At 57.8% G+C, this 13,016-nt stretch carries 10 protein-coding genes; all 10 read left to right on the top strand.

Annotation, left to right across the window (positions count from 1 at the left end):
• Positions 1-115: 115 nt before the first annotated feature.
• The 10 genes from sdhC to brnQ all read left to right on the top strand — a co-directional run bounded on the left by sdhC (position 116) and on the right by brnQ (position 13,014).
• Positions 116-502 carry a succinate dehydrogenase, cytochrome b556 subunit gene (sdhC, locus tag FZE95_RS18085; RefSeq protein WP_150302225.1) on the top strand — a complete coding sequence of 129 codons (387 nt, stop codon included), beginning with the start codon at positions 116-118 and terminating at the stop codon, positions 500-502.
• Positions 496-864, top strand: a complete 369-nt coding sequence (sdhD, locus tag FZE95_RS18080; protein WP_150302224.1) for a succinate dehydrogenase, hydrophobic membrane anchor protein — start codon at positions 496-498, stop codon at positions 862-864. The genes sdhC and sdhD overlap by 7 nt, the downstream gene beginning before the upstream one ends.
• Positions 865-2,637, top strand: coding sequence for a succinate dehydrogenase flavoprotein subunit (gene sdhA, locus FZE95_RS18075; RefSeq protein ID WP_150302223.1), 1,773 nt, complete (start codon positions 865-867; stop codon positions 2,635-2,637).
• An 11-nt stretch (positions 2,638-2,648) separates the two neighbouring features.
• The gene (locus FZE95_RS18070; RefSeq protein WP_150302222.1) at positions 2,649-3,353 is read left to right on the top strand and encodes a succinate dehydrogenase iron-sulfur subunit; all 705 of its coding nucleotides are present in this window, start codon (positions 2,649-2,651) and stop codon (positions 3,351-3,353) included.
• Positions 3,354-3,657: 304 nt separating this feature from the next.
• The gene (locus FZE95_RS18065) at positions 3,658-6,495 is read left to right on the top strand and encodes a 2-oxoglutarate dehydrogenase E1 component (protein WP_150302221.1); all 2,838 of its coding nucleotides are present in this window, start codon (positions 3,658-3,660) and stop codon (positions 6,493-6,495) included.
• Positions 6,496-6,532: 37 nt separating this feature from the next.
• Positions 6,533-7,768: a 2-oxoglutarate dehydrogenase complex dihydrolipoyllysine-residue succinyltransferase gene (gene odhB / locus FZE95_RS18060; RefSeq protein ID WP_150302220.1), complete on the top strand. Its 1,236-nt coding sequence runs from the start codon at positions 6,533-6,535 to the stop codon at positions 7,766-7,768.
• A 90-nt stretch (positions 7,769-7,858) separates the two neighbouring features.
• The gene (lpdA, locus tag FZE95_RS18055; protein WP_150302219.1) at positions 7,859-9,295 is read left to right on the top strand and encodes a dihydrolipoyl dehydrogenase; all 1,437 of its coding nucleotides are present in this window, start codon (positions 7,859-7,861) and stop codon (positions 9,293-9,295) included.
• 217 nt (positions 9,296-9,512) lie between these two features.
• The gene (gene sucC / locus FZE95_RS18050; protein WP_150302218.1) at positions 9,513-10,679 is read left to right on the top strand and encodes an ADP-forming succinate--CoA ligase subunit beta; all 1,167 of its coding nucleotides are present in this window, start codon (positions 9,513-9,515) and stop codon (positions 10,677-10,679) included.
• Entirely contained in the window at positions 10,680-11,561 is an 882-nt protein-coding gene (gene sucD / locus FZE95_RS18045) for a succinate--CoA ligase subunit alpha (RefSeq protein ID WP_150302217.1), read from the top strand.
• A gap of 133 nt (positions 11,562-11,694) precedes the next feature.
• Positions 11,695-13,014, top strand: coding sequence for a branched-chain amino acid transport system II carrier protein (gene brnQ / locus FZE95_RS18040; RefSeq protein ID WP_223825127.1), 1,320 nt, complete (start codon positions 11,695-11,697; stop codon positions 13,012-13,014).
• Positions 13,015-13,016 lie beyond the last annotated feature (2 nt).

The following is a 13,016-nucleotide window of genomic DNA, read 5'->3' as shown; positions in this document are numbered from 1 at the left end:
GGAAAAGCGGCCCATTAGCCCTCTGCCTGTCCCGGCATGGCTGCCTGTATGGACGCTTGGGTACCCACGCGAGTGCGCCTTCCTATAATCCAGCCCTGCCCACAGGGCCATAAGTGTGAATATAGCCGTGAATAGCAAAAGACCTGTCAATTTAGACCTCAGGACGATCAAACTTCCTGTCACTGCCTATACATCTATTGCTCACCGTATCTCGGGCATCATTCTGTTTGTCGCCATAGCAGGTTTGCTATGGATGCTGGACAGCTCACTGAGTTCCGAAAGCGGCTTCGAGCAGGTTCAGGATGTTTTCGAAAACCCTTTAGTCAAGTTCATCACGTGGGGCGTCCTGTCTGCTCTGCTGTATCACCTGGTCGCTGGTATCCGGCACCTGGTGATGGATGCTGGCGTTGGTGAAGGGCTTGAAAGTGGCAAGCGTGGCGCGCAGGCGGTGATCGTCATTGCCGCTGTTCTGATTGTTCTTCTGGGGGTATGGATATGGTAACCAACGTCACCAACCTGTCGCGCAGCGGCCTGTATGACTGGATGGCGCAGCGCGTATCGGCGGTTGTGCTAGCTGTTTACACCCTGTTTCTGCTCGGTTACCTGATCGCCAACCCGGATCTGACTTTCGAACAATGGCATAACCTGTTCAGCCAGAACTGGATGCGCATTTTCAGTCTGCTGACGCTGGTCGCGCTGAGTGTGCATGCTTGGGTCGGAATGTGGACGATCTCTACCGACTATCTCACTCCGATGGCACTGGGCAAGTCTGCCACCGTTGTTCGCTTCCTTTTCCAGACTGTCTGCGGGCTGGCAATGTTTGTCCTGTTCGTCTGGGGCGTCCAGATTCTTTGGGGTTTCTAAATGGCTAATATTCGTACACTGACTTTTGATGCCATCATTGTAGGTGGCGGTGGTGCTGGTATGCGCGCGGCGCTGCAGCTGGCTCAGGGCGGACACAAGACTGCCGTCGTTACCAAGGTTTTCCCGACCCGTTCGCACACCGTATCCGCCCAGGGCGGCATCACCTGTGCTATCGCCTCGGCAGATCCGAACGACGATTGGCGCTGGCACATGTATGACACCGTCAAGGGTTCCGATTACATCGGCGACCAGGACGCCATCGAGTACATGTGTTCCGTAGGGCCGGAAGCGGTATTCGAACTTGAGCACATGGGTCTGCCTTTCTCCCGTACCGAGCAGGGCCGCATTTACCAGCGTCCGTTCGGTGGTCAGTCCAAAGGTCCGGATAACCCGACTCAGGCTGCCCGTACCTGCGCCGCCGCGGACCGTACTGGTCACGCGCTGCTGCACACGCTGTATCAGAACAACGTCAAGCACGACACTACCTTCCTTAATGAATGGTATGCAGTGGATCTGGTCAAGAACCAGGACGGCGCTGTGGTGGGTGTCATCGCCATTTGTATTGAAACCGGTGAGACCGTTTATATCCGCGCCAAGGCCACTGTACTGGCCACCGGTGGTGCAGGGCGTATTTATGCATCTACTACCAACGCACTGATCAATACCGGTGATGGCGTCGGCATGGCGCTGCGCGCAGGCGTGCCTGTTCAGGATATTGAAATGTGGCAGTTCCACCCCACCGGTATTGCCGGCGCGGGTACGCTGGTTACCGAGGGTTGCCGTGGTGAGGGTGGCTACCTGATCAACAAGCACGGTGAGCGGTTCATGGAGCGCTATGCTCCAAACGCCAAGGATCTTGCTGGTCGTGACGTTGTTGCTCGCTCCATGGTCAAGGAAATCATCGCCGGTAACGGCTGTGGTCCGGAAGGCGACCACGTGATGCTGAAGCTGGATCACCTGGGTGAGGAAGTCCTGCACAGTCGTCTGCCTGGTATTTGTGAGCTGTCCAAAACCTTCGCTCACGTTGATCCCGTCACTGCCCCGATCCCTGTTGTTCCGACCTGTCACTACATGATGGGCGGTGTTGCTACCAATATTCATGGCCAGGCACTGACTCAGGATGCCCAGGGCAATGACAAGATCATTGACGGTCTGTTTGCTGTCGGTGAAGTGGCCTGCGTATCGGTACACGGCGCCAACCGTCTGGGCGGTAACTCGCTGCTTGACCTGGTGGTGTTCGGTCGTGCAGCCGGCTTGCATCTGGAAAGCGCGTTGAAGGAAGGCATCGATCATCGCGGCGCTTCGGAGTCCGATATCGAGTCGTCCCTGGCGCGTCTGTCCGGACTGAACGAGCGCACTACCGGTGAAGATGTGGCGCCGCTGCGCAAGGAATTGCAGAGCTGCATGCAGAACTATTTCGGTGTATTCCGTACCGGCGAGTTCATGCAGAAAGGTATCAAGCAACTGGCCGAACTGCGCGAGCGTATCGCCAACGTCAAGATCCAGGACAAGAGCCAGGCGTTCAACACTGCCCGGATCGAAGCGCTGGAACTACAGAACCTGCTGGAAGTCGCCGAGGCCACAGCTATTGCTGCTGACACCCGGACTGAAAGCCGTGGCGCCCACGCACGTGAAGATTACGAGGACCGGGACGATGTGAACTGGTTGTGCCACAGCCTGTACATGCCCGCGACCAAGGAACTGCGCAAGCGTGCGGTGAACTTCTCGCCAAAGACAGTGCCGAGCTTCGAGCCTAAAGTGCGTACTTATTAAGGGTGACCGATATGTTGCAAGTAAGCGTCTACCGTTATAACCCCGAGAGCGACAACGCTCCCTACATGCAGGACTTCCAGATCGACACCGGCGGCAAGGACATCATGGTCCTTGACGTGCTGGCTCTGGTGAAGGAGCAGGACGTGGGCATGGCCTACCGCCGCTCCTGCCGTGAGGGCGTTTGTGGTTCCGACGGGATGAATATCAACGGAAGAAACGGCCTGGCGTGTATCACTCCTCTGTCAGAGGTGGTGAAGAACAACAAGCTGGTTTTGCGTCCTCTGCCTGGTTTGCCGGTAATACGTGACCTGGTTGTGGATATGAGCATCTTCTATAAGCAATACGAGAAGGTTCAGCCGTATTTGCAGAATGATACGCCGGCGCCCGCGATTGAGCGCCTGCAAACGCCTGAGGAACGGGCGAAGCTGGATGGCTTGTACGAATGTATTCTTTGTGCATGTTGCTCCACTTCCTGTCCTTCGTTCTGGTGGAATCCAGACAAGTTTATCGGTCCTGCTGGTCTGCTCCAGGCTTATCGTTTCCTGGCCGACAGCCGCGACACCAAGACCGACGAGCGTCTGGCTTCTCTGGACGATCCGTTCAGCGTATTCCGCTGCCGCGGCATCATGAACTGCGTGAATGTCTGCCCGAAGGGTCTGAATCCGACCCGTGCGATTGGACACATCCGCAACATGTTGTTGCAGAGCGGTACCTGATTGGCGTGATTCTGCATTAAGGTTGGCCTGTGCCGGCTCCTGCTATAGGGAGTCGGTCAGATTTAGTCGAACCGCAGCCCAAAAAGCCGCGGTTTGTAATACCTATAAACCAACAGGGGCACTCGGGTAACACCCGAACTATCTGTCGGGGCCGGCGATATTCCGGAAAGCAGGGTCTGGTAGGGCAAGGAACGGCAGCGACACTGTCGAACGTCTTGCTTCATAGCCTGCACGGAAGGCAGTTTCTTATGCCGATTAATGGTCTTTGCGCCAGGTGGTGTCCCCTTAAAGAGGGTGACCAAGCATGCCAGACAGCGAAATGCAGCAGCTGTGGAGCACGTCTCACTTATCCGGTGGGAATGCCTCCTATGTTGAAGAGCTCTATGAGCTCTATCTGCACGATCCGAACAGCGTAGCCGAAGAATGGTGCAGTTATTTCCAGAAGCTGCCGCAGATCAACGGACACGCCGCCTCGGATGTTTCCCATTCCACCATTCGCGAACATTTCGAGAAGCTCGCGACCAGTAGCCGCCGCCCCCAGGCGAGCGCAGGTGGACAAGTCAGCAGTGAGCACGAGAAGAAACAGGTCGATGTGCTGCGCCTCATCCAGGCTTACCGGATGCGCGGACATCAGGCCTCCCGCCTCGATCCGCTCGGCTTGTGGGTTCGGGACAAGATCGCTGATTTGACCTTCGATGACTACGCTTTGACCGATGCTGATCTGGACACTGTGTTTCGCACCGGTGAGCTGAAAATCGGCAAGGAAGAAGCACCCCTCCGCGAAATACTGGAAGCGTTGCAGTCGACGTATTGCTCGACTTTCGGCGCCGAATACATGCACATCGTCGACTCGGCCCAGCGCCGCTGGTTCCAGCAGCGTCTGGAGACCGTACGCGGCCGTCCGCAGCACTCGGTCGAGAGCCGCAAGCACCTGCTTGAGCGCCTGACTGCCGCCGAAGGCCTGGAAAAGTACCTTGGCACCAAGTACCCCGGCACCAAGCGTTTTGGCGCTGAAGGGGCCGAGAGCATGATTCCCATGCTCGACGAGATCATCCAGCGTGCCGGTTCCTACGGTACCCAGGAAATCGTGTTGGGGATGGCCCACCGTGGTCGCCTGAACGTACTGGTCAATACGCTGGGCAAGAACCCGCGTGACCTGTTCGACGAGTTTGAAGGCAAAGCCAAGCTGGCGTTGGGCTCCGGTGACGTCAAGTATCACCAGGGCTTCTCCTCCAACGTAATGACCTCCGGCGGGGAAGTGCATCTAGCACTGGGTTTCAACCCTTCGCACCTGGAGATCGTTTCTCCGGTGGTAGAGGGATCGGTGCGTGCTCGTCAGGATCGCCGCAAGGACGCCACGGGTGACAAGGTGATGCCGATCAGTATTCACGGTGATGCGGCGTTTGCCGGTCAGGGTGTAGTCATGGAGACATTCCAGATGTCCCAGACCCGCGCCTACAAGACCGGCGGCACTATCCATATCATCATCAATAACCAGGTCGGCTTTACTACCAGCCGCCAGGAAGACGCGCGCTCGACTGAATACGCTACCGACGTGGCGAAGATGATTCAGGCACCGATCCTGCACGTGAACGGTGATGACCCGGAAGCGGTCCTGTGGGTTACCCAGCTGGCCGTTGACTACCGCATGCAGTTCAAGCGCGACGTAGTGATCGACCTGGTCTGCTACCGCCGTCGTGGTCATAACGAGGCGGATGAGCCGTCCGGTACCCAGCCACTGATGTACTCGGTGATCAGCAAGCATCCCACCACGCGTGATATCTATGCCGAGAGACTCGTGCAAGCCGGGGTTCTCACCGCTGAAGATATTGAGGGCATGATAGATGAATATCGGACAGCACTGGACAATGGCGATCACGTCGTCAAGAGCCTGGTCAAGGAGCCTGACAGCACCTCTTTCGTCAACTGGTCGCCCTATCTGGGCCATGTCTGGACTGCACGCCACGACACCCGTTTTGACCTGAAGACCTTGCAAGAGCTTGCCAACCAGCTGAATACCGTTCCCGACGGTCTGGTCGTGCAGCGTCAAACCGGCAAGATCATTGAAGACCGTCGCAAGATGGCCGCTGGTGGCCTGGCGTTGAACTGGGGCTTCGCAGAGACCATGGCCTACGCCACACTACTGCATGAAGGGCACCCGGTACGGATTTCCGGTCAGGACGTTGGCCGCGGTACCTTCTCGCACCGCCATGCGGTGTTGCATAACCAGAAGGACGGCACCAGCTACGTTCCGCTGGCCAACCTGTCGGAAAGCCAGCCACGCTTCGACATTTATGACTCCCTGCTGTCGGAGGAGGCGGTACTGGCCTTCGAGTATGGTTATGCGACCACTACGCCGAATGCGCTGGTTGTCTGGGAAGCGCAGTTCGGGGACTTTGCCAACGGTGCACAGGTGGTTATCGACCAGTTTATCTCGAGTGGCGAGCATAAATGGGGCCGTCTGTGCGGGCTGACCATGTTGCTGCCGCACGGGTATGAAGGGCAGGGGCCTGAGCACTCGTCTGCTCGCCTTGAGCGCTTCCTTCAGCTCAGTGCCGAGCACAATATCCAGGTGTGTGTGCCGACTACGCCTGCGCAGATATATCACTTGCTGCGCCGCCAGGTTATTCGTCCGCTGCGCAAGCCATTGATCGTGCTCACGCCAAAGTCACTGCTACGTCACAAGCTTGCGGTATCAAGTCTGGAAGAACTTGCCGAGGGCTCCTTCCACACGGTCGTGCCCGAGATCGATACGCTCGACCCGGCCAAGGTTGAACGCGTCATCATGTGTAGCGGCAAGGTTTACTACGATCTGCTGGAAAAACGTCGTGCCGAAGGCAATGAGACAGCTGCCATTGTGCGTATCGAGCAGCTGTATCCGTTCCCCGAGGAAGACCTGGCTGAAGCGCTGGCACCTTACCAGTCACTGAAGAAGGTCATCTGGTGTCAGGAAGAACCGATGAACCAGGGCGCCTGGTATTGCAGTCAGCATCACATGCGTCGGGTAATCGGCCAGCACAAGATCGACAACCTGTATCTGGACTACGCTGGACGGGAGGCCTCGGCTGCCCCGGCTGGTGGCTATGCGTCCATGCATGCAGAACAACAGGCAAAACTCCTGCAAGACGCTTTCACCATCTGAGCAGCTGCAGACACAACAGAATTGATAAGGATCGACCATGGCTATTGAAATCAAGGCCCCTACTTTCCCTGAATCGGTTGCCGACGGCACCGTAGCGACCTGGCACAAGCAGCCGGGTGATGCAGTCAAGCGCGACGAGCTGATCGTTGATATCGAGACCGATAAAGTCGTACTGGAAGTACTGGCTGAGGCCGATGGCGTACTCGGAGACATCGTCAAGGGCGAAGGCGAGACCGTGCTCAGCGCGGAACTGCTTGGCACCTTGAACGAAGGCGCTGCCGGGGCTGCACCCGCGGCCAAGGAAGCACCCAAACAGGAAGCCGCTTCCACTGCTGCACCGGCTGCAGAGTCAGCTGACGACGCAATGATGGCACCTGCCGCGCGCAAGCTGGCCGAAGAAAACGGCCTCAGCGCTTCGCAGATTGCCGGCACAGGTAAGGGCGGACGCATCACCAAGGAAGACGTCGTCAACGCCATCGAGGCGAAGAAATCCGCACCGGCCAAGCCTGCCGCTGCGCCTGCCAAGCCAGCTGCAGCCCAATCGGGTGCCGAAGCGCTGGGGGAGGGTGACCGCGTCGAGAAGCGTGTTCCCATGACTCGCCTGCGTGCACGAATCGCCGAGCGTCTGGTTGATGCCCAGTCCAGCATGGCGATGTTGACTACCTACAACGAAGTCAACATGAAGCCGATCATGGATCTGCGCAAGAAATACAAGGATCAGTTCGAGAAGAAGCACAATGGCGTGCGTCTTGGCTTCATGTCTTTCTTCGTCAAGGCTGCAACCGAGGCGCTCAAGCGCTTCCCTGCGGTCAATGCCTCGATTGATGGCAATGACGTCGTGTACCACGGTTATCAGGATATCGGTGTAGCCGTATCCAGTGACCGGGGCCTGGTTGTGCCGATCCTTCGCAATACCGAACACATGGGCCTGGCGCAGATTGAAGGCACCATCGCCGATTACGGCCGCAAGGCACGTGATGGCAAGTTGTCGATGGAAGAAATGACTGGCGGAACCTTTACCATCTCCAATGGTGGTGTGTTTGGCTCACTGCTGTCCTCGCCGATCGTGAACCCGCCGCAGGCAGCCATTCTTGGCATGCACAAGATCCAGGAACGCCCGATGGCGGTGAATGGTCAGGTCGTGGTGCTGCCGATGATGTACCTGGCGCTGTCCTACGATCACCGTCTGATCGACGGCAAGGAAGCGGTCAGCTTCCTCGTTGCCATCAAGGATTTGCTGGAAGATCCGGCGCGCATCCTGCTGGAAATCTGATTCAGTCAACGCGTTCAGCTTCGAGCGGCAAGCTGTCAGGGGACAGGTACTGACAGCTTCTGAGCTCCGCCGCAAACAGAGGAAATGGATATGAGTGAGAAATACGATGTTGTCGTAATCGGTGCCGGTCCCGGTGGCTATGTAGCCGCCATTCGCGCCGCGCAGTTGGGCCTGAAAACCGCATGTATCGAAGAGTATGTGGGTAAGGATGGCAAGCAGGCCCTGGGTGGGACTTGTCTCAACGTGGGCTGTATTCCGTCCAAGGCGTTGCTGGACAGCTCATGGAAATTCCATGAGGCGCAGGATGGCCTGGCACTGCACGGTATTGAAACCAAGGGTGTCAGCATTGATGTGCCGGCGATGATTGACCGCAAGGACAAGATCGTCAAGCAGTTCACTGGCGGCGTCGCTTCGTTGTTCAAGGCAAACGGTGTCACGAGCATCGAGGGCCACGGCAAGCTGCTGGCCAACAAGCAGGTTGAAGTCACCGCGAAGGATGGCACCACCACCGTTATCGAGGCGGGTAACGTCATCCTCGCATCGGGTTCACGTCCCATTGATATTCCGCCTGCTCCGTTGACCGAGAACATCATCGTCGACTCCACCAGCGCGCTGGATTTCCAGACGACGCCGCAGAAGCTGGGTGTTATTGGTGCTGGCGTCATCGGTCTAGAACTTGGCTCGGTATGGCGTCGGTTGGGTGCTGAGGTGGTCGTTTTCGAAGCACTGGACAAGTTCCTTAGCCTCGCTGATGAGCAGGTTGCCAAGGAAGCGCTCAAGACCTTTACCAAGCAGGGCTTGCAGGTTCGTCTGGGTGCCCGGGTCACCGGCACTGAAGTCAAGGGTGAGCAGGTAACGGTTTCTTTCACTGACGCCAACGGCGAGCAACAGCTTACGTTCGACAAGTTGATTGTGGCAGTTGGGCGTCGTGCCTACACCGAGAACCTGCTGGCCTCCGATTGTGGTGTCGATCTGGACGAGCGCGGCGTGATCTTCGTTGACGACTACTGCGAAACCAGCGCCCCAGGCGTCTATGCCGTCGGTGATGCGGTCCGCGGTCCAATGCTCGCACACAAGTCTTCTGAAGAAGGCGTGATGGTCGCCGAGCGTATCGCTGGCCAGAAAGCCGCGATGAATTATGACCTCGTTCCCTCGGTTATCTATACCCATCCGGAAATCGCATGGGTTGGCAAGAACGAGCAGCAGCTCAAGGCAGAGAACGTCGAAGTCAATATCGGCGTGTTCCCCTTCGCAGCCAATGGCCGCGCGGTAGCTGCCAACGAAACCACTGGTATGGTCAAGGTGATTGCGGATGCCAAGACTGACCGTGTACTGGGTGTACACGCAATTGGTCCGGGTGCAGCAGAGCTGGTACAGCAGGGCGCCATTGCGATGGAATTCGGCACCAGCGCAGAAGACATCGGCATGATGGTCTTCTCGCATCCGACCGTATCAGAAGCGCTGAAGGAAGCAGCGCTAGCGGTAAATGGCCACGCAATTCATGTAGCCAATCGCAAGAAGCGTTAAGATATCGCCCCTGTGACCGGCGGGTCATCCAATCCGCCGGTTGCCTGGCCCTTATCTGCAAGCACAGGCCGAGTGATCGGCCAGTCACCTGCGGGTGATACCCAGACGATGAATCAAGTCGGATGAAGGATGATGCATCGCCTGGCAAGGGTGACGGCGGCGCGGTCTGGCCGCTGCCATGAACGCAATTCCTACACGATCAAAACGGTAGACACGTATGAATCTCCACGAATATCAGGGAAAGCAGCTCTTTGCTGAGTACGGCCTTCCTGTCTCCAAGAGTTATGCTGTTGACACTCCTGAAGAAGCGGCAGAAGCCTGTGACAAAATTGGCGGTACCGAGTGGGTCGTCAAGGCTCAGGTTCACGCTGGCGGTCGCGGCAAAGCAGGCGGCGTCAAGCTGATCAAAAGCAAGGAAGATGCGAAGGCTTTCGCTGAAAAATGGCTCGGCCAGCGTCTGGTGACCTATCAGACTGATGCCGATGGTCAGCCTGTCGCCAAGATTCTGGTTGAATCCTGCACCGACATCGCCCAGGAACTGTACCTCGGCGCAGTCGTTGACCGTTCCAGCCGCCGTATCGTGTTCATGGCATCTACCGAAGGTGGCGTGGAGATTGAAAAGGTCGCAGAAGAAACCCCTGAGAAGATCCTCAAGGCGACTATCGACCCGCTGGTAGGCCCGCAGCCTTACCAGGGCCGTGACCTGGCGTTCCAGCTCGGCCTGCAGGGCGACCAGATCAAGCAGTTCACCAAGATCTTCATGGGTCTGGGCAAGCTGTTTGCCGACTACGACCTGGCGCTGCTGGAAATCAATCCGCTGGTCATCAAGGCCGACGGTGATCTGCATTGCCTGGACGCCAAGCTTGGCATCGATGGCAACGCCATGTACCGCCAGCCGAAGCTGCGTGCCATGCACGATCCGTCCCAGGACGACCCGCGCGAAGCCCACGCTGCCAAGTTCGAACTGAACTACGTTGCCCTTGAAGGCAACATCGGTTGCATGGTCAACGGCGCCGGTCTGGCTATGGGCACCATGGACATCGTCAACCACCACGGCGGCAAGCCTGCCAACTTCCTGGATGTGGGCGGCGGCGCGACCAAAGAACGCGTTACCGAAGCATTCAAGATCATTCTGTCTGACACTAATGTGGCGGCAGTGCTGGTCAACATTTTCGGCGGCATCGTTCGTTGCGACATGATTGCCGAAGGCATCATCGGCGCGGTGAAGGAAGTCGGCGTGAAGGTGCCGGTAGTGGTTCGCCTGGAAGGCAACAACGCCGACCTGGGTGCCAAGGTATTGCAGGAGAGTGGTCTGAACATCATTGCAGCAACCAGTCTGACCGACGCTGCTGAGCAAGTCGTCAAGGCCGCGGAGGGTAAATAAATGAGCATTTTGATCGATAAAGATACCAAGGTAATCTGCCAGGGCATTACTGGTTCACAGGGTTCGTTCCACACCGAACAGGCCATCGAATACGGCACCCAGATGGTTGGTGGCGTGACGCCGGGCAAGGGTGGTACTACCCACCTGGGCCTGCCGGTGTTCAACACCGTGCGTGAAGCGGTCGAGCAGACGGGTGCTACTGCCAGCGTGATCTACGTTCCTGCGCCTTTCTGCAAGGACTCCGTCCTGGAAGCGGCCAACGGTGGCATCAAGCTGATTGTCTGCATCACCGAAGGCATCCCGACTCTGGACATGCTCGACTGCAAAGTCATCTGTGACCAGCTGGGCGTACGCCTGATCGGACCTAACTGCCCGGGCGTCATCACCCCCGGCGAATGCAAGATCGGCATCATGCCCGGTCACATTCACCAACCAGGCAAGGTCGGCATCGTATCGCGTTCCGGCACCCTGACCTACGAAGCGGTCAAGCAGACCACTGACGCTGGCTTTGGCCAGTCCAGCTGCGTTGGCATCGGTGGGGACCCGATTCCGGGCTCCAACTTCATCGACATCCTGGAGATGTTCGAGAAGGATCCAAAAACCGAAGCAATCGTGATGATCGGCGAGATCGGCGGCAGTGCTGAAGAAGAAGCTGCAGCCTATATCAAAGCCAATGTCACCAAGCCGGTCGTCTCGTACATCGCTGGTGTAACCGCTCCGGCGGGCAAGCGCATGGGTCACGCAGGCGCGATCATCTCGGGCGGCAAGGGTACTGCCGACGAGAAGTTTGCTGCGCTGGAAGACGCCGGCGTCAAGACCGTACGGTCGCTTGCAGATATCGGCAAGGCATTGTCCGAGCTGACTGGCTGGGCGATGAAGTAACTGACCAGCCGGGGCCGCGGCCCCTTGTGTCAGATGAAACCCCGCTTCGGCGGGGTTTTTGTTTTTCGGGTCATCTATAATGCCCGGGATATCGCTTGTCTCTACCGGATGGGCCTGAATTTGAAGAGATCCCGTGAGAAAACTGTCATCCGCAAATCTGCTTGCGCTGGGTTTTATGACCTTTGCGCTGTTTCTCGGCGCCGGTAACGTCGTCTTTCCACCCGAGGCCGGCCTGGTCGCCGGGCAAAATATGTGGCCGACCGCGTTGGGCTTCCTGATTACCGCTGTGGGTTTGCCGCTGTTGACCCTCGTGGCGCTGGCCAAAGTAGGCGGCGGCATCAACGAGCTGACCAGCCCTCTGGGACGTTTGGCCGGTGTGGCTCTGGCTGTGCTGGTCTATCTGGCGATCGGGCCGTTGTTTGCCACGCCGCGCACCGCGGTCGTGTCTTATGAGATTGGCGTGGTGCCTTTCGTGCAGGACAGCTGGCAGACTCTGCTGGTTTATACGCTGGTATTCTTCTCTGCGGTTCTGTTCCTGGCGCTGAAGCCTGGACGACTGATGGATAACGTCGGCAAATACATCACGCCGATATTGGTAGCCGCGCTGGTGGTGTTGGGTCTGTCAGCCATTTTGTTCCCCGCTGGCGAGGTGGCGCCAGCTGCAGCAGCGTATCGGCGTGCGCCCTTCATCGAAGGCTTCCTGCAGGGTTACCTGACCATGGATACGCTGGGTGCACTGGTGTTCGGTATCGTCGTGACCACGGCCATACGCGACCGCCAGATCGATAACACCGCGCTCATCACGCGTTACACCATGATCGCCGCTGTCATTGCCGCAATCGGACTGGCGTTGGTGTATCTCGCATTGTTCCAGCTGGGTGCGACCAGTGGCTCACTGGTCGAACCAGGCGCCAACGGTGGCCGTATTCTGGCGGCATTCGTTCAGTTTCGTTTTGGCACCGCCGGCAGCATGCTGTTGAGCGTGGTTATTACGCTGGCTTGCCTGACTACCGCCGTGGGCTTGATGGTCGCCTGCGGTGAATTTTTCAGCAGGATCATGCCGGTGAGCTATTCGGCTGTCGTCTGGGTTTTCACCTTGTTCAGCATGGCCGTAGCAAACCAGGGCCTGGATAATCTGATCAGAATTTCCATCCCGGTGCTGGTGGGTCTGTATCCACTGGCTATCGTGTTAGTGCTGGTCGGTTTGCTGGTGCACGGGTGGGCGCGGCCACAGAACATCATGCGACCGGTCATGCTGGTGGCGCTGGTATTCGGCGTCATGGATGGGCTCAAAGCCGCCGGCCTGATGGAACCTGAAACCACCTGGTTACAGGCGTTACCTTTATCTTCCCAGGGCTTGGGTTGGCTTGTGCCGGTGGTGGTGATGCTGGTGGTTGCCATTGTTGTTGATCGCAGTCGGCACGGCGCGCTGCGTCATGCTGCCAATAACTGAGG

This window comes from Pseudomonas profundi (assembly GCF_008638305.1).
GTDB classification, from domain to species: domain Bacteria; phylum Pseudomonadota; class Gammaproteobacteria; order Pseudomonadales; family Pseudomonadaceae; genus Halopseudomonas; species Halopseudomonas profundi.
Note: the sequence above shows the minus strand (reverse complement) of the source record. Positions and strands in the feature narration are given on the sequence as shown.

Bases quoted from the DNA above. Each gene is read 5' to 3' on its own strand.
- sdhD (WP_150302224.1), top strand. From the start codon at position 496: ATGGTAACCAACGTCACCAACCTGTCGCGCAGCGGCCTGTATGACTGG.
- sdhA (WP_150302223.1), top strand. From the start codon at position 865: ATGGCTAATATTCGTACACTGACTTTTGATGCCATCATTGTAGGTGGC.
- FZE95_RS18070 (WP_150302222.1), top strand. From the start codon at position 2,649: ATGTTGCAAGTAAGCGTCTACCGTTATAACCCCGAGAGCGACAACGCT.
- FZE95_RS18065 (WP_150302221.1), top strand. From the start codon at position 3,658: ATGCCAGACAGCGAAATGCAGCAGCTGTGGAGCACGTCTCACTTATCC.
- odhB (WP_150302220.1), top strand. From the start codon at position 6,533: ATGGCTATTGAAATCAAGGCCCCTACTTTCCCTGAATCGGTTGCCGAC.
- lpdA (WP_150302219.1), top strand. From the start codon at position 7,859: ATGAGTGAGAAATACGATGTTGTCGTAATCGGTGCCGGTCCCGGTGGC.
- sucC (WP_150302218.1), top strand. From the start codon at position 9,513: ATGAATCTCCACGAATATCAGGGAAAGCAGCTCTTTGCTGAGTACGGC.
- sucD (WP_150302217.1), top strand. From the start codon at position 10,680: ATGAGCATTTTGATCGATAAAGATACCAAGGTAATCTGCCAGGGCATT.